The sequence below is a fragment of the Acinetobacter sp. Ver3 genome (assembly GCF_000632455.1).
In the GTDB taxonomy this organism is placed as follows: domain Bacteria; phylum Pseudomonadota; class Gammaproteobacteria; order Pseudomonadales; family Moraxellaceae; genus Acinetobacter.
On sequence record NZ_JFYL01000057.1, the window covers coordinates 1 to 17,530 of the forward strand.

The window sequence follows — 17,530 nt, forward strand, 5'->3', positions numbered from 1 at the left end:
ATACTTTTTGAAACACCACCAATGGTTTTATGCATTTACTCAAAGGTATATTTGGAACATTCAGAAATACTACAGCCCATGCTCCAAAAATCACATGGAATATAGATGAACAAGATGCCTTAGATATCTTATCTACTGTATCCTTGATTCATAGAAAATTAGACAAAGCTATCGAAGCAAAAAAACTGTATGAAGGGAAAATATAATCCCTCCTACCTTCCCTTTAAAAAAGAGGAACACCACGAACCTGCTACCGTCATTAAATTCGCGTGCAGTCCCCCTTTAACAAAGGGGGATTTAGGGGGATTGTTTCAGACAATACCGATAAACCACTTCCACCACATCATCAATCTGCTCCATCACCTGCCCATTATCTAACCGCAAGACCTTTAATCCAAGATGAGCTAAAGCTTGATCTCGAATTCGATCTACTTCTAAACCTACAACCGTAAAGTGCTGACTACCATCACACTCAATCACCAAATTGGCAGCAGGACAGTAAAAATCCACAATGTAATTTAATAAAGGTTTCTGGCGATAAAACTGCAAACCTAAAATTTGCTTATTGCGAAGTCGTGACCATAACAGCTTTTCAGCATCAGTCATGTTATTGCGTAAAACACGTGAGGCTTGTTTTAAGTTTTGATTGTAGGGCTTCATTTTTATTCTCTTTTTTAAAATCTCCCCTAGCCCTGAGCCATATATGGCGCAAGGGAAAAGAGGGAAATTTCACGCATCTAAAACCGCAATCAAATTCGCGCAAGTCCCCCTGAGCGAGACTTAAGCACTGCTTTATGTAGAAGCGCAAGAAAGGGGGATTTAGGGGGATTCTTTTCACCAATATATACATTAAAAACCGCCCCTTTTCTAACCACCAAACCTCAAATCATCCGTTTTAACATTTTTAGATCAGCAAATATTTCAACTTTAGTGAATAATTAATACTTATTAATGAAATTACCAAAAGTTTGATATTTCCATGAAAAAACTCATCAACCACCCTGAAAACTTGGTTGTCGACATGTGCAAAGGCTTTGTCTTGGCACACCCAGAACTTGCATTCACTGAATCACACAAAATCATTTCAAGAAAAGAAAAACATAACAATGTTGCCCTGATCAGTGGTGGTGGTAGCGGTCACGAACCTGCACATGCGGGCTTTGTCGGTCAAGGCATGTTAGACGCAGCCGTATGTGGCGATGTCTTTGCATCACCTTCGCAAATTCAGGTCTATAAAGCACTACAACACGTCGCAACCGACAAAGGCGTGTTGATGATCATCAAAAACTATTCTGGCGATATGATGAATTTCCAGAATGGTGCAGCCTTAGCCGCTGAAGACGGAATTCAAGTCGACTTTGTGAAAGTTGCAGATGACATTGCGGTTAAAGATAGTTTATATACAGTCGGTCGTCGTGGTGTCGCAGGCACAGTCTTTGTCCATAAAATTGCAGGGGCTGCCGCATCAAAAGGCTTAGAGCTGAGTGAAGTTAAAGCGGTGGCACAGAAAGCCGCAGCCAATGTCATCAGTTTAGGTTTTGCCTATAGCTCATGTACTGTTCCCGCCAAAGGTACACCAACTTTTACCCTTGCCGATGATGAAATGGAATACGGCGTCGGTATTCATGGTGAACCAGGCATCCGTCGTGAAAAAATCTTGCCAGCAAAAGAACTGGCACAACGTATGGTCGATGACCTGTTTTTAGATCGTCCAGACATGAAAGAAGTTGCAGTATTGATCAATGGCTTTGGTTCTACCCCAATGCAAGAACTGTATCTGTTTAATCATGATGTATGTGAACACCTTGCACATAAGGGCATCAAAATTTACCGTACTTTTGTCGGCAACTACATGACCAGTATCGACATGAATGGTGCATCCATTTCATTACTTGAATTGGATGATGAACTCAAAACATACTTAGATGCAGAAGCTAACACCCCTGCCTTTAAACTTGATGGTTCACCTGCTTTAGCCATTGAGTTTGCTATAAAAGATACGGCTACCCAAGATCAAGGCAATAGCGAAGTTGAAACTGCAGCAGAACATGCTGAAATTCAAAATGAGCAATTCACCATTAAAAACATGCGCTATGTGGTCGATGTCATGGCAGCATGTATCATCAAAAATGAAGTGCCATTCTGTGAACTTGATGCGCATGCCGGTGATGGTGACTTTGGTATGAGCGTAGCCAAAGGCTTTAAACAACTCAAGAAAGAATGGCAAAGCTTGATCCAAGCACAGCAGATGGATGAATTCTTGCTCAATAGCTCCCTGATCATCATGGAACATTGTGGCGGTGCATCAGGTCCCATCTGGGGTTCTGCATTCCGTGCCGCAAGTAAAGCCATTCAAGGTAAAACCACGTTAAGCGTGGCGGATTTTGCCGATATGCTGCAAGCCGCAGTAAAAGGTATTCAAACCACAGGCGAACGTTCATTTGGACGTGGCGCTGTTGTCGGTGATAAAACGTTGATCGATGCTTTAGTGCCATGCGCAGATTCATGGTCTGCCAACACCGAGAAAAGCTTTAAGGAAAACTTTATCTTAGGTGCTCAAGCTGCTGTTCAAGGCGCAGAATCGACCAAAGAGATTGTTGCACGTATGGGTCGTGCAGGTACTGTCGGGGATCGTAGCTTAGGCTATCCTGATGCAGGTGCATATGGTTTAGGCGTGATTTTTACCGATATTGCTGATCATCTAAAATAACATCTAAACATGACATAAATGATTGATTAGTTATGTAAAAAAGCCCTGATGATTCAGGGCTTTTTTTGCTTTTTATTTTTTAAAACTTGATAATAATGCGCTGGTAATCGCCTGATTATGTGATGCCACACGAGACTTCTTCGCTTTCGCTGACTGGTCAGCTACACGTTGAATTTTGACTGCTTTTAATTTACCTTGATTTTCAACAACCTGAAATTTGACTCGGTCATTGCGTTTTGGCTCACCTTCATCTGCAGGAAAGTCAGAAATGTGGAAAAAAATATCCTCACCTGCACCACCAATAAAACCAAAACCTTTATCGGCATGATAAATTTTAATTTTTCCTTGCTGGACTTCAGACTCCATAACATTCCCAAAAAACGGTATACAATTTTCAATATTATACACGCATCTTAAAGTGCATCATCTTTGCTGATCACTTTAAATAATCATGCAAATGCTGTTGGACAATGACGCGTTTGTGTCCTTTACTTTGTTGTTCCGATAACAATGATTCCGCATCTAAAACCACCACTTTGTGACCATCATCCTGTAGACGTTTCACACCTTCAAATAACATTCGAGCACCGACATCATGGATTAAAGTCAGATGTGTAAGATCAAGCACTACTTTATTTTTACCTACAGGCTCATTCTGTAACTCACGCAAGAACATTTCAGTCTCTGTAAATTGCAAGACACCACGTAGCTCATACACCACCATGCCATCATCATACTCACGGCGACTTTGGATAATGGTTTGTGCTGAAGGGGTTCCCTCCATTAAATGTAATCCCATATCACTTGATAGACGTTCAAAGATTTCCACACCTCGAACACTGTTGCCATGGCTGTCTAATTTAGGCGAAAAAACCGCAATTCCGACCTGACCTGGTAAGACACCAATGATCCCCCCTGCCACACCACTTTTGGCAGGAATACCTACGGTGGTCAACCAATCTCCAGCTGCATCGTACATACCACACGTCATCATGACGCTAAGTACCTGACGACATACCTGACGATCTAAAATACATTTTCCCGTAACAGGGTCTTTTCCGCCATTCGCCAAAACACTGCCCATTCGTGCTAAATCTTTCACGGTGACTTTAATCGCACACTGTTGAATATAACCATGAACAATATGCTCTGGGTCTTCTTCTAGCACGCCGACGGTACGCAACATATATCCAATCGAAAGATTACGAAATGCTGTTTTGAGTTCAGATTGATAGACTTGCTCATCAAAGGTTAATTCACGCCCACACAGTTCACTCAAGAAACGTCGTAAATGTTCTGCACGAGAAACAGTCTTTTTATGAGGTAATAAAGAATGTGTCGTAATCGCACCCGAGTTAATCATTGGGTTCTTGGGAATCGATCGTTCTTTTTCTAATGAGATTTGATTAAATGCTTCCCCCGACGGCTCAACGCCAACTTTTTCTAATACTTTAGCTAAACCATGTTCTTGAATCGCTAATGCATAAGCAAATGGTTTAGACATTGATTGAATCGTGAACTCAACTTCATCATCCCCTGAAGAATAAATCGTACCATCAATGGTTGAAAGTGCTAAAGCGATACGATTTGGATTGGCAGCTGCCAGTTCTGGAATATAGTCAGCCAATGCTCCTTCGGTATTCGCATGACATTGGTCCAATACATGGGCAAGATAATCAGGTACAGGTGTCTTCATTTTTATTCTCTTGGTGATCAATGGAGACCCCAAATAAGATCTCAAATGTTAAATTCAGCTGTCGATATCGTGTCACATCTGACTTGATTACGACCATTCTGCTTTGCAAGATATAGTGCTTTATCCGCTGCACTATAAATCCTTTGCTTTACTTCGTCTGTGTATAGATGTGGTAAATTTTGTGACATCGCCACGCCAAAGCTTGCGGTCACTTGAATAAAAGTCGCTGGGCTAATCTCAATTTTTTCACTTTCGATCGTTCGACGGCAGCGTTCTGCGATGATTAATGCTTCGTCGATATCACCATCTTTAAGTACTAGAACAAACTCTTCACCACCGAGTCGTCCCACTATATCCTCTTCTCGTGTTTGCTGTTTTAAAATGAGAGCAATACGTTTAAGTACAAGATCACCAACATCATGACCATAATTGTCATTAATCTGCTTGAAGAAATCGAGATCTAAGAGGATGAAAGCAAAGCTGCGATTTTGTTGAATTAACTTACTAATAAACTGATTGATGTAACGACGGTTATAGAGGTTGGTTAACGCATCTTTCTGACTTAGTATTTCAATCTTACGCTCTCGTCGTCTCCACTGCGACAAGATCAACTCAAAAAAAACTGCTGAGCACAACAGTATGGGTAAATATAGTACCGCCATACTTTTCAGCCAAAAAGGATTGGCATACAAATTAGATTGATTCAGTGCATCACTAAATAATGGTGCATAAGTCAGTTGACCATTGGCCGTCAGTACTGCCAACCACACGATAATACAAGCAATAATAAAAGAGACGCTATAGATGATGCGCTGTTCATATAACACAAAACCAATTAATACAATATTGACTGTTCCCGCCATCACCGCAGGACTATAAATCCCAACCGTGTATCCTGAAAAAATGACAATCAATCCATAAAATAAGGGGATTAAATAGCCCAAGATTCGGCGAGCAGTAGCATTTTTTCGAAGCACTAAAGCGATCGTCAGAAAACACGTGGTCAAAATCACTTGTAAACATGTGGTCCATGTCCGATGAGGATAATATTCTGGATCTAACCAAATTTGATATTCTGAATGGAAAGTTAGGTAGTACCACAACCAATGACCAATGAGCATCAACAGCCCAAATATAAGTAACAGAATCCCTTTATTAAAGTTGGACCAGTTGATAATAGAACGATCAGATTCTAACAAGACATATTTGATAGCTTGCAATAAACTGCGCTGTTGTTGTACTTCATTCTCTCGAGTCATCATCTAATTGTATTATCGAATATTCATATTTATTTTTATTAAAATTTGGATGTATTCAGCGATCATGTCAATGCGCTTTAAGCATTAAAAAGACTGCTTTATCGTTCAGATCAATTTATGGTATGGATTTGATGATCACTGACCAAAACAAAAGCATTGCTATAAAAAAAACCTAAGCGTATGTTTCTCTATAGTTAGTAGTACCAAAACCGAAATTTAATCATTCAACTAAGCTGGCTGATATAACTGTACCTGATTTCGTCCGCTTTCTTTGGCAATATATAAAGCGTGATCTGCACAATGCGTAATGACGTCTTGATCAGATAACTCATGGGATAGTGCAATACCAAAGCTTGCCGTCACATTTAACGAGGTTCCATCATCCAGCACAATTGGCTGCTGTGCAATTGCGTTACGGCAACGTTCTGCGATATCAACCGCTTGATCACGACTGAGATTGTCCAGAATTAATATAAATTCTTCACCGCCATAACGTCCAACCGTATCACCAATACGAACATGATATTCCAAACGCGTCGCCACCTGTTTCAGGACTTCATCTCCTGCTGCATGACCATATTGATCATTAATTTGTTTAAAATGATCCAAATCCAATAAGATCACAGCATAATCAGCACGATCCTGCTGAAAATGTGATAACACTTCATTGATTTGACGACGGTTATAAACGTTCGTCAGGGCATCAAATTTACTGCTGGTTTCAAATTGTTTTTCACGACTGCGCCATTGGGTGAGTAAAATCTCAAAGAATAAAACACTCATAAGTAAAATGGGCACGTAGAGCTGTACCATGCTCATGACCCAAAAATCATTTTGGTAAACGATACTTTTATTCAACTCATCACTAAACATAGGTGCATAACGAATTCGATCGATATGCGTCAAGTAACACGTTAATAACGTGTATATCGTAATTGGAATTGCAATCCCATAAATAATTTTACGGCTATAAAATACCAACCCGACCAATACAATACTAATGAACCCTGCCATTGTTGCAGGACTATAAATTCCAATCGAATACCCTGAATAAATCATGGTCATTCCAAAGAAACTAGGGGCAAAGTAAGCAATGAAGGTTTGAAACTTAGCGATATGCTGAAACTTGAAACAACTCCAAAACAGGACAAGATAAATCACGGAGGTCACCAACAATTGGGTAACACGTAATTCAAAATAGTCAGGATTTAACCACTGTGCTTTTTCAGGGGTATAAAAAGCCACAATTAACCAGCGAGCGACCTCAAGTTGGCTTAGAATTCCAAAAAAGAGGATAAGCCGTCCCTTTTTAAAATCACTCCAATTGATCAGCATATTTTGAGGATCAAGGATGTACGTATTGGCCATACGATACAATCGCTTAATCATATGTTGAATCTTCCTGATTAACTTCATTCTGTCCTTTTATCTTTTATATTGTCTTTTTAAGCAGCGTGAACTCGCTCTAGAAACAAGATCCCATCAAGATGGTCAATTTCGTGTTGAATAATTCGTGCAGAGAATCCTGAAAAAGTCTCAGTAATTTCCTGTCCTTGCATATTACGATAACGGACACGGATTGATGAAGCTCGAGCTACTTCCGCACGTCGATTCTCTACACTTAAACATCCCTCTTCTCCTAAAACAACATGATCAGAACGCTCCAATATTTCAGGATTAATCATGTAAATAGGCTCCATCTCAGGCGCATCGGGATACCGTATATTGGGTTTTGAAGCGACGATAATAATCCTTTTAGAGACATAAACTTGTGGTGCAGCAATACCGACACCATTGCGCTGTTGCATCGTAAAATTCATTGCTTCAACCAGATGCGTTAACCAGCTACTACTAAACTCAAGTTCACTTACCGGCGATGCAACCAATTCAAGGATCACTTCACCTTTTTGAGCAACGGGTAGTATCGTCATAATACGTTCATCTCAATTATGATAAGAATTTGATCTTCATAATTTTTTAAATTTTAAATCAAATATTTGATTAATAGTCAACCAATCTTAAAGCATTTCAAGATGAAGTAAAACTGATTTAAATGACGAATTTGTGACCTGATAATTTTACGGCTCAAGTTTCACTTTTTTGTATGACATCAGCATCCTGAAGCTCGTAGTAGTGTCTAACCTGATTACGACCACGTTTTTTTGCTAGATATAATGCTTGATCTGCATGACGAATCACCGCTTCTTTATTTAAATTAAATTCAGAAATGGCTATACCAAAGCTTGCTGTCACTCTGATCGTCGTACGTTCATCGATATAAAAGAGCTCATTTTCAATTTCTTTGCGACACCGCTCTGCGACCTCCATCGCAGCTCTGAGGTTTTTATTCTGCAACAGCATCACAAACTCTTCACCACCAAATCGCCCGACAATATCTGTATCACGTATATTTTGACGTAGTACATTGGCAACACGCTTTAAGACGTTGTCTCCGATATCATGACCATAGTTATCATTAATACTCTTAAAATGATCAAGATCTAACAGAATGAGAGCAAATTTTCGTTCTTGTAATTGAATTTCATTGAGTTCTAAACCTATTTTTCGACGGTTATAAATCCCCGTAAGCGGGTCCATTTGACTCATTAAATTAATTTGTTTTTCTCGATTTCTCCATTGCGTCAACAAAATCTCAAACAATACAAAAGTCGCAAAAAAAATAGGCACGTAAAAATAAAGTTGTGAATAAACCCAGAATTCATTAAATACCATGACTGAATAATTGAGCTGATCACTAAAGACCGGTGCGTAGGTCATATAACCCAATGCACTACTGACAATTGCAATGAGCATATATACAATGACTGGTAAAAAAAGCAGATATACAATCTTGCGTTCAAATAAAACCAGACCAACTGTTAAAATACTGATAAATCCCGCAACGGTAGCAGGACTACTGATACCAACCGAATAGCCACCATAAATAAAGCTTACGGAAAATACCAAAATAATAAAGTAAGGTAAATATTGTCTCACCCACTCTTTATGACGCCATATGACACAAGGAATAATCAGTAAGAACTGTAATACACAGCACAGCAACATCCGTGATAGGTGAAAATAATAATAATCAGGATTGAGCCAATGATGTAATGCAGGATGATGAAATGAAAATAAATACCATGCGATCCAGGTGATATGTGCAAGTCCGCCCAATACCATGACCAGAATACATTTATTTAAGTTACTCCAATTCATCAAGACACTTTGATTCATAAATGAATGAAGTGTATAGGGGCGAAAAATCCGATTGAATAGTTTTAACATAATGAACTAACTCAATAGAAACAGCTCATCAAAACAAACTATATTTTCATTTGACTCTAAAATCATTAAATCTATTTCACCCCTATAAAATATAGTGACTAAAGTCACATATTTTTTATTATAATTGCACTTATTATCACAATCTAACCTTAAGATTAGGATTTATCAAGGTTTTTTTACCATTTATTCTATTTTTTTTTAAAGCTTTTTTTGCTTAAATCCAGCTAGCGATACGCTCAAGCATTTTGATTTGACTCAGCTAAAAATTGCTAAGTACACTCCTAACTCTTAGAACTCTTAGAGATCGAGTTCTCGATAAATAACTTTAATTTCTTGTGCAATGTGAATACTGACTCGATGATGCAAATATTGAATCAAAATATCAAACTGCTCTGCACCATCGTCTAATCCAGTACAAAAATATTCAGTATGAGGAGGAAGCGTTTTTAACCACTGACATTGATAAAAATCGGCAACGGATTCAAAACTAAGATAGCGGTGCGGATGCTGTTGTAATGCTTTTACAAATTGCAGAAATCTAGCTTCCCAAAAGTGGATAATCATACATTCAAGGTCTATTGGTTAAATTCAATTTCATTGTTATGTCAATCTGCTTTAATTTGCAGATCGAATCATTCAAATCAATGTCCATGGATGCAAATGCTTTAGATTGAGTAGACGGTTTGCTGTTGAAGTTGATATTTTTTCTTCCACTGAAGATAACCTAAGAATGCTAAAACAGTAAATGCGGTATAAAGCCCAGCCGTCAAATATAGATCTTTATACATAAACATCACGACATAGATGATATCCACCGCGATCCAAGCAGGCCAAATTTCCAAATATCGTTTTGACGTCCAATATGTAATGAGCAGACTTAAACTTGCCAATTGAGCATCTAAATAAGGAATGGAAGCATCCGTAAAATAATCCAGACCTAAACCAAAAATAAATCCTGCCAACATTGTAAAAAACACATGTTTGATAATTCTCAACCCTTGAATACGATTGATGGCAAGTTGCTCTTGTTGTTTAAACTGAGCTTTCCATATCCACCACCCATACACACCTAAACCGATAAACACGCATTGCAATATCGTTTCACCATAGAGTTGATAATCATAAAATAACTTTGCATATAAGCCATAAGCCACGAGATTCACAGGCCAACACCAAATATTACGGCGAATAGTGAGGGTTACACCCAATACACTAATCAATACTGAAATAATTTCTAAAAGGCTCATACACTACGTAAAATGATCGTGGTTTATTTGATACGCCTATCCTAACGCATATTGAATGGCACCATACATGATTCTTAACGAACACGACTTAGCACTGTTCAATTTGAACTGCACAGTTTTGACCTAACCATTAAACTCCTCTAAAAATAGAATATCCTCAATGGAAAATAATAATGATGAATACAACTCAAACGACCAGAATAACCATTGAAATTCGCAATCATCTGATGTTGATTGGTTTAAACCGTGCTGCGAAGCGCAATGCATTCGACAGTCCTATGATTGATGAACTTTCACAAGCACTTACCACCTATGAAGACCAGTCTGATTTACGCTGTGCTGTGATTTATGCACATGGAGAGCACTTTACGGCAGGATTAGATCTGGTTGAGCTTCAGCCGCGTATGTCAGATGGTATATTTTCGGAAGATATGAACTTGATTAACCCATGGGGCACGACTGGTCGTAAACGAAAAAAACCAGTCGTTGTCGCTGTGAAGGGGTATTGTTTTACTGCTGGAATCGAACTGATGTTGAATGCCGATATCTGTATTGCCCATCAAAATACCCAATTTACTCAACTTGAAGTGCAACGTGGCATCCTCCCCTTTGGCGGAGCAACTTCACGCTTCGTTAAAACTGCAGGTTGGTCTAATGCAATGCGCTACTTATTGACGGGGGATTTTTTTGATGCTGCAACTGCATTTCGACTTCATTTGATTACTGAAGTAACAGAACAAGATCCGCTTGACCGTGCCATTGAACTCGCCGAATCCATCGCTTCAGCTGCTCCACTCGCTGTTCAAGCCACATTGACGGCTGCTCATGAAGCGATTTCACATGATGAGCAGTACGCTTTTAATCAGTTAAAGACTCATCTTCTTCCACTAATACAATCTGAAGATGCAATCGAAGGTATGCGAGCAATGAGCGAAAAACGTCAACCTCGCTTTAAAGGTCAATAGTTCAATATCGGGAAATATAGACATGCAAGCCATTCCAAATGTGAACCAGATGCCAAGAAGCATCAATAAAACTCAAGTTCAGTTTCCTGCCTTAGATAACTATATGCTCACCGGCACTCGCTACCTATCATCTGGTGTGAAGACTGTTGCACGTATTATTGTGGCTTCAGCGACAGCGGTTCCCCAACCTTTTTATCGCAGATTTGCAGAGTATGCTGCAGAACGTGGTTTTGAAGTGCTAACCTTTGATTATCGTGGTGTGGGGGCATCATCTCCAGCACAACTCAAAGGTTTTAAAATGAGTTATTTGGATTGGGGGAAACTTGATCTCGCTGGTGCCATTGAATACTTTTCTAGCGATACTTTCCCCTTATTTGTGACTGCACACTCTTATGGTGGTCAAGCCTTGGGACTTACCCCTAATCATCATCAAGTCAGTGCCATGTGTTGCTACGGTACAGGTGCAGGTTGGGCAGGATATATGCCGTTCAAAGAAAGATTCAAAGTATCCGTGATGTGGAGTATTGTGTTTCCACCCATTGTCGCAGTCACAGGTTATTTACCTTGGAGTAAATTCAATATGGGCTCTGATCTGCCTTTAGGGGTATATCAACAGTGGCGTCGTTGGTGCAAAAATCCGTTATATTTTTTCGCTGACCCCGAGCAACAAAATTTAAAAGCACAATATGCAAGTGTTAAAACCAAAATTTATGCTGTTTCAGCATTAGATGATGATTGGGCTCTCCCAAATTCGAGGCAAGCCTTTATGCAACATTATCGTTCTGCTGATATGCGCTACATTGATATCACAGCCAAACAGTATCAAATGCCTGCAATTGGACACATGGGATATTTCAAAAAAGGCGCAGAAAAGATTTGGGATGACATGCTCCAAAATTATCTCAATTTAGTTAATGATTAAATTCTAAATTACTGAATAAAGTCAGATTGATGTTCTACCCCTTGTGCGTCAGTATGTCGATACATGATGCCATATTGACTCACATAGTATTCAAGAGATTGATTGCGATATTCCCATAAAATCGACCACTCACCTAAATCAAATTGATTGATCTGACATAAAGTTCGTGATGGCATCTTGTTCAAAAACTCATATTGAATTTGCTGAGCAAACTTGATATCACGATGATTTACACGTTTCTCAAACAGTAATTTAGCAACCTCATCAAACATACGAATATCTTCGACAGAATCCGTATCATACACCAAGCGCGCCGGCTGGCTGAGATCAGTAGGCTTGAGGAGTTTTGTTAAATCAAAGTGCCTCTGCGTATTCCCCATAATCAATTTAGGTTGTAATAATAGTCGCCATACGGCATAGCAACTGACCAAAGCAAAACACACCACGATTAGCATCATATTTTTTACTCATTCCGATGATTATTCATTGAATCGTTCATTACAGAAATGATTATTTCTTTATTTTTATTGTTAATTTTCTTGGTGTTATTAAGTTTTAACTTTTAAAATATTAACTTAAAAACCAGTAGAGGGATGGCACGAAACGTAACAACTCATTTCAAAATCCACATGTTATGTAAACCGTGTAAATCTAGGTAATTTTATTCAATTAATATGACTTAAAAGTACGTTGAAAGATTCTCATTAAAATAGGGTTTAAAATCTTAGTGTTCTAAATCATTACGACATGTTTTGTCGTTTAACTTGATACGCATCTACACTATTCATATCTCAAATTTTATAATTTAACCATGAACTATTCCCGTAAACGCAAACCCATTACCAGTGCATGGCCAGTTGAGCATGATTGCTTCCTCATTGAAAACAGTCATCTTCAACTCGAAGCATTGCAACAGACGCTTCCTTATTCTGCTCAAGAAATTCAAGATCGCCAAGAAATCTTGGGGCTCACGAGACGTCGTCGTCAAATGAAAAAATTAGGTCAATTTTAATTTTCTAATGAAGCTAAAAATAAAATCCCAATAATCCATCAAGTTTAAGTATTTTTTGTTTAATAAATTAACCCTCGTGCCCTCTCTGACAATGAATCAATTTCGCCATATTCTTGGATGGTGATTTGCCATCATTTTTGCTCAACAATAATTATTATTTAAATGCTCTCTTAAAAATGGATCCAAAATATTTATTTTTAAAGATCATTATTGACTTTTTATCTAAAAAATAGAATTATTGGATCCAATTGATAAGGAGATCAACTCATGTTTGTAAAAAATGCTTGGTATGTGGCGGCACGACCTGAAGAAGTACAAGATAAGCCTCTAGGAAGACAAATTTGCGGTGAAAAAATGGTTTTTTATCGTGGAAAAGAAAACCAAATACATGCCGTTGAAGATTTTTGCCCACATCGCGGTGCACCTTTGTCATTAGGCTTTGTTGAAGATGGTCAACTGGTCTGTGGTTATCATGGGTTAGTGATGGGATGTGACGGCAAAACGGTTTCAATGCCTGGGCAACGTGTACGTGGCTTTCCTTGCAATAAAAGCTATCGCGCAATTGAAAAATTTGGCTTTATTTGGGTATGGCCAGGAGACCAATCGCTTGCAAGTGAAGATCAACTCCCAACTTTAGAGTGGGCTGAAAATCCAGAATGGGCCTATGGTGGTGGACTATTCCACATCAACTGTGATTACCGTTTGATGATTGATAACTTAATGGATCTCACCCATGAAACATATGTTCATGCAAACAGCATTGGTCAAAAAGAAATCGATGAAGCTGCACCAACCACTCGTGTTGATGGTGACCACGTTGTGACTGAACGTCATATGGAAAACATTTATGCACCTCCATTTTGGCAAATGGCTCTAAAAGGTAATAATCTCGCTGCAGATGTCCTAGTAGACCGTTGGCAAATTTGTCACTTTCATGCACCTAGCAATGTTCATATTGAAGTTGGTGTTGCCCACGCAGGCCATGGTGGTTACAACGCACCGGAAAATAAAAAAGTGTCTTCAATCGTTGTGGATTTTATTACCCCCGAAACGGAAACGTCTCACTGGTATTTCTGGGGAATGGCTCGACACTTCCAACCCGACAACATCGAATTAACTAACCAAATTCGTGAGGGACAGGGCAAAATTTTCTCGGAAGATTTAGATATGCTTGAACAACAGCAACAGAATTTATTGAGACATCCTGATCGTAAATTGCTAATGCTGAATATTGATGCAGGCGGTGTTCAATCTCGAAAAGTAATAGACCGCTTGATCAGCTTAGAGCAAACGAATGATGAGCAGAAAATTACAACTTTGAATGTTGTTTAAAGTAAACCCACATTTTATCAGTTTTTCATTTTACCAAGGAGCGATACTCACATGGATGTGACTATTCAGAAGATTTATCGTCATAATGAACACATTTTATCTTTCGAACTGGTAAACACCCATGGTGAATTATTACCAGCTTTTCAAGCCGGTGCACATATTGATGTGCACTTAGGTAATCAATTAATTAGACAGTATTCTTTGGCAAATTGTAGTTCAGAGCAGCACCGTTACGTCATTGGTGTCCTGAATGATCCTTTATCACGTGGTGGTTCTAAATTTATTCATGAACAACTTCGTGAGGGTCAGCAGCTCAAGATTAGTGAACCACGAAATTTGTTTGCCTTGGTTCCTGAGACAGAATATGCATATTTGTGTGCAGGTGGAATCGGTATCACTCCTATCTTAGCAATGGCTAAAGAGCTTAAACGCAATAATCAGTCCTTCCAATTACTGTATTTTGTGAAAACGAGAGCTTCTATTGCATTCCAACAAGATTTAGAGGCTCTAGGAGATTCCGTCCACATCCATATTGATGATGAACCTGAAACACATATTCTTTTGAATACAGTCTTTGCCTCTCCTCATATCGATCATCATATTTATGTATGTGGCCCAGATGGTTTTATGAACTATGTGATCCATACCGCAGATACGCTCTCTTGGCCTAGTCATCAAGTACATAAAGAGCATTTCAGCGCACAAGCTATTGATACCAGTCAAGATGGCAGTTTTGAAATTGAGATTTTAAAAACAGGGCAACGTATTCATGTCGCAGCTGATCAATCTGCAGCACAAGCTTTAGAACATGCTGGAATCTGTATCCCTTTATCTTGTGAACAAGGTATTTGTGGCACTTGCTTAGTAGATGTAGTTGAAGGTGAAATTGATCACAGAGATATGTATTTAACTGAAGAGGAACAAGCTGCAAATGATCAATTCACACCTTGTTGCTCAAGAGCCAAATCTCAACGAATTATCATTGATGTTTAATTTGGATCGATAGATTTTCAAGTGTAGCCCTTCATTAATTGAAGGGTTTTTTATATAGACCCATCTGTATGAAATATTGAACGCATAGTCTCCCCTAAAGTAACCACATGACTATGCTCACGCATTAAACTTTCAGCGCGTGCTGAGTCTTGTTGCTTTAATGCATTGAATATTGAGCAGTGTTGGATATGCGCATATTGCAAACGACGAATTTCAGACAGCGCATTATTTTTATCATAAGTCAGTGCTTGTGCAGATGCCATAGGTAACTGATTGTTTTTACTGAGTGCTTGCACAATTGCGACATTATCCGAGCCTTGAATAATAGTATTGTGAAAAATAGTGTTGTAATGATGGTAGGTTTCTAAATCATCGCTTGTTAATTCTGGTTTATTGAATATGGAATCAATTTGCGTAATACAATTCAAAAGTGTTTGATGTTGATCTAACGTCATGCCTTTTTCAGCAAGCGTTTTTGCAGCAAGACCTTCTAAAACGCCACGTACATGCAACGCATCATGAACTAATTTGGATGAAATTTCTCGAACAGTATAGCCTCGAGTTGGATTTTTAACGAGTAAGCCTTCTTGCTCTAAAAGCCGAAAAGCCATTCGAATAGGTTGACGCGATACACCTAGCATTTCAGCAGTCGGAATTTCAGCCAAACGAGAACCTCCTGCAATCTCCCCAGAAATAATCATTTTTCGAAGTTCAATTAACACTTGCTGCCCTGAAGACATATAACTACTCAATTTTTTTGATCATGATTGATCCTAACGAGTCAGATTTGGAATATCAATCTCTGTTGACTTAAAGGACTCTTTTAGGCCGGAAATTCACTATTCTATTTTTGATAACTGAGGTGATTATGAGTTCGTATCATCAATATTTATTTTTTGAAGATTGGTTGCCATTAACTCTAGATTGTTTCGAATTAAATAAGCTAAATGGATATCTACCCCATCTAACATTTTTTGTTCTATCTCATTAACAATGTTTCGACATTGTTCGAGTTTTTCAAATCCTTTAGGCGTTACATTAATTAAAATTCTTCGTCCATGTGAGGGATCTGAAGCTCTACTGATCCAATCCTGGTTTTGTAAATCTTGTAGAATTTTATTGGTAGATTGCGGTTTAATAAATGAACGTTCTGCAAGTTTTGCATTAGATAGATTGCCTTTCGCAGCGATAACTGACAATGCTGTAAACTGAGATAAGGTGATATCTAAGTCTTTTAAACGTTCAGTTAAAATTTTACTCACAATACGATCAACCCTTGCAATTATATAGCTCAGTGTCGGAATCGAATGATTAACTTCTGACATTTTATATTCCTTAATAGATGAACAAAAGTATGACTACTGTCGTAATCATACTTTTAACATATGTTTAACGTGTAGTTATATTTAGAACAGCATCAGACTGCTCTGGACGTGGTTTGCGTACAAGCATTAATGCCGCAATAGCTGCAAATAAAATCAGTGGAATACTTGCACCAATGACCATTGCTGAACTAGAACCTAACGACAGTAGCATGCCAGCAAATAGGGGCCCTGCAAAAGATCCTATACGCCCTACTGCGACTGCAGCGCCTACACCCGTGCCACGCATTTCTGTTGGATAGAACATCGCTGCCAATCCGTAGAGCGCTGATTGGCCACCTACAATAAATAGACCACAACCCACAGCAGACAATACAAGTAAGGCAACAGTTGGTGAGATTGCAAGACAGCACAGTGATAACAAGATACCAATATATATAAATAGGACTTACGCATTGACGGATTCAAAAAAGTATTAAAATACTTTATAAAGTATCTGTGATCAGACGAATTAAACATGCTTCTACAGCAACTTGTACATTACCCATTTATATGGGCTTTCTCATGACAGAACCGAACTCTATTAGCTGCACACAACTTGCCGAGACTTATAACATCTCGCATGATAGTGTAAATCGCTTTCTAGAACGTGAAGACTACACACCTCACGACCTATATCAAGAAGCAATTCAACATATTGATAATAATAAACTTATAGTCAGTATTGATGATACTGTTTTAGATAAACCATATAGTCAACATATGGACTTGGTTAGCTATTTTT

At 38.6% G+C, this 17,530-nt stretch carries 18 protein-coding genes and 3 pseudogenes; 8 read left to right on the plus strand and 13 right to left on the minus strand.

All coding sequences use genetic code 11. The annotated features are described in order from the left end of the window. Positions 1–23: 23 nt before the first annotated feature. Positions 24–206 (plus strand): annotated as a pseudogene (locus CL42_RS16780) (TIGR02391 family protein); the annotation flags it as partial. Between the two features lie 91 nt (positions 207–297). On the opposite strand, the gene CL42_RS12575 reads toward CL42_RS16780, so the two are convergent. After that, positions 298–660, minus strand: coding sequence for an endonuclease domain-containing protein (locus CL42_RS12575; RefSeq protein WP_035269089.1), 363 nt, complete (start codon positions 658–660; stop codon positions 298–300). Positions 661–979: 319 nt separating this feature from the next. Between CL42_RS12575 and dhaK the strand changes: the two genes are divergently transcribed. Next, positions 980–2,710, plus strand: coding sequence for a dihydroxyacetone kinase subunit DhaK (dhaK, locus tag CL42_RS16785; protein ID WP_081403291.1), 1,731 nt, complete (start codon positions 980–982; stop codon positions 2,708–2,710). Positions 2,711–2,782: 72 nt separating this feature from the next. On the opposite strand, the gene CL42_RS12585 is transcribed toward dhaK, so the two are convergent. From CL42_RS12585 to pnuC, 8 genes are all read right to left on the minus strand, one after another. Next, positions 2,783–3,076, minus strand: coding sequence for a cold shock domain-containing protein (locus CL42_RS12585; RefSeq protein ID WP_035269092.1), 294 nt, complete (start codon positions 3,074–3,076; stop codon positions 2,783–2,785). Between the two features lie 70 nt (positions 3,077–3,146). Further along, a complete protein-coding gene (locus CL42_RS12590; protein ID WP_035269095.1) occupies positions 3,147–4,406 on the minus strand; it encodes a glutaminase in 1,260 nt (419 codons plus the stop codon). A gap of 41 nt (positions 4,407–4,447) precedes the next feature. Next, positions 4,448–5,668, minus strand: coding sequence for a GGDEF domain-containing protein (locus CL42_RS12595; RefSeq protein WP_051586610.1), 1,221 nt, complete (start codon positions 5,666–5,668; stop codon positions 4,448–4,450). A 225-nt stretch (positions 5,669–5,893) separates the two neighbouring features. Further along, positions 5,894–7,054: a GGDEF domain-containing protein gene (locus CL42_RS12600; RefSeq protein ID WP_171076794.1), complete on the minus strand. Its 1,161-nt coding sequence runs from the start codon at positions 7,052–7,054 to the stop codon at positions 5,894–5,896. A gap of 56 nt (positions 7,055–7,110) precedes the next feature. Further along, positions 7,111–7,599: a peptide deformylase gene (gene def, locus CL42_RS12605; protein WP_155756994.1), complete on the minus strand. Its 489-nt coding sequence runs from the start codon at positions 7,597–7,599 to the stop codon at positions 7,111–7,113. A 151-nt stretch (positions 7,600–7,750) separates the two neighbouring features. Further along, positions 7,751–8,884 (minus strand): GGDEF domain-containing protein, encoded by a 1,134-nt coding sequence (locus CL42_RS12610; RefSeq protein ID WP_035269141.1) that lies wholly within the window; start codon positions 8,882–8,884, stop codon positions 7,751–7,753. A gap of 366 nt (positions 8,885–9,250) precedes the next feature. Beyond that, positions 9,251–9,517, minus strand: a complete 267-nt coding sequence (locus CL42_RS12615; protein ID WP_035269101.1) for a hypothetical protein — start codon at positions 9,515–9,517, stop codon at positions 9,251–9,253. A 101-nt stretch (positions 9,518–9,618) separates the two neighbouring features. Continuing rightward, on the minus strand, positions 9,619–10,200 hold the full coding sequence (gene pnuC, locus CL42_RS12620) for a nicotinamide riboside transporter PnuC (protein WP_035269104.1): 582 nt from the start codon (positions 10,198–10,200) through the stop codon (positions 9,619–9,621). A gap of 173 nt (positions 10,201–10,373) precedes the next feature. On the opposite strand from pnuC, the gene CL42_RS12625 reads away from it, so the two are divergent. Continuing rightward, positions 10,374–11,165, plus strand: coding sequence for a crotonase/enoyl-CoA hydratase family protein (locus CL42_RS12625; protein WP_373683291.1), 792 nt, complete (start codon positions 10,374–10,376; stop codon positions 11,163–11,165). 22 nt (positions 11,166–11,187) lie between these two features. Next, on the plus strand, positions 11,188–12,087 hold the full coding sequence (locus tag CL42_RS12630; protein WP_035269107.1) for an alpha/beta fold hydrolase: 900 nt from the start codon (positions 11,188–11,190) through the stop codon (positions 12,085–12,087). Positions 12,088–12,095: 8 nt separating this feature from the next. On the opposite strand, the gene CL42_RS12635 is transcribed toward CL42_RS12630, so the two are convergent. Further along, entirely contained in the window at positions 12,096–12,545 is a 450-nt protein-coding gene (locus CL42_RS12635) for a hypothetical protein (RefSeq protein WP_051586611.1), read from the minus strand. Positions 12,546–12,898: 353 nt separating this feature from the next. Between CL42_RS12635 and CL42_RS12640 the strand changes: the two genes are divergently transcribed. The 3 genes from CL42_RS12640 (at position 12,899) to CL42_RS12650 (ending at position 15,424) form a co-directional block, all read left to right on the plus strand. After that, a complete protein-coding gene (locus tag CL42_RS12640) occupies positions 12,899–13,099 on the plus strand; it encodes a hypothetical protein (protein ID WP_035269110.1) in 201 nt (66 codons plus the stop codon). 267 nt (positions 13,100–13,366) lie between these two features. After that, positions 13,367–14,431 (plus strand): aromatic ring-hydroxylating oxygenase subunit alpha, encoded by a 1,065-nt coding sequence (locus tag CL42_RS12645; RefSeq protein ID WP_035269112.1) that lies wholly within the window; start codon positions 13,367–13,369, stop codon positions 14,429–14,431. A 51-nt stretch (positions 14,432–14,482) separates the two neighbouring features. Next, entirely contained in the window at positions 14,483–15,424 is a 942-nt protein-coding gene (locus CL42_RS12650) for a PDR/VanB family oxidoreductase (RefSeq protein ID WP_035269114.1), read from the plus strand. A 50-nt stretch (positions 15,425–15,474) separates the two neighbouring features. Here CL42_RS12650 and CL42_RS12655 read toward each other — a convergent pair whose 3' ends face one another. The 3 genes and pseudogenes from CL42_RS12655 to CL42_RS12665 all read right to left on the minus strand — a co-directional run. Then, positions 15,475–16,164 (minus strand): GntR family transcriptional regulator, encoded by a 690-nt coding sequence (locus tag CL42_RS12655; RefSeq protein ID WP_035269117.1) that lies wholly within the window; start codon positions 16,162–16,164, stop codon positions 15,475–15,477. A 126-nt stretch (positions 16,165–16,290) separates the two neighbouring features. Further along, the gene (locus CL42_RS12660; protein WP_035269125.1) at positions 16,291–16,749 is read right to left on the minus strand and encodes a MarR family winged helix-turn-helix transcriptional regulator; all 459 of its coding nucleotides are present in this window, start codon (positions 16,747–16,749) and stop codon (positions 16,291–16,293) included. 64 nt (positions 16,750–16,813) lie between these two features. After that, a pseudogene (locus CL42_RS12665) lies at positions 16,814–17,194 on the minus strand (MFS transporter); the annotation flags it as partial. A 50-nt stretch (positions 17,195–17,244) separates the two neighbouring features. Between CL42_RS12665 and CL42_RS16790 the strand changes: the two are divergent. Continuing rightward, a pseudogene (locus CL42_RS16790) lies at positions 17,245–17,530 on the plus strand (IS701 family transposase); the annotation flags it as partial.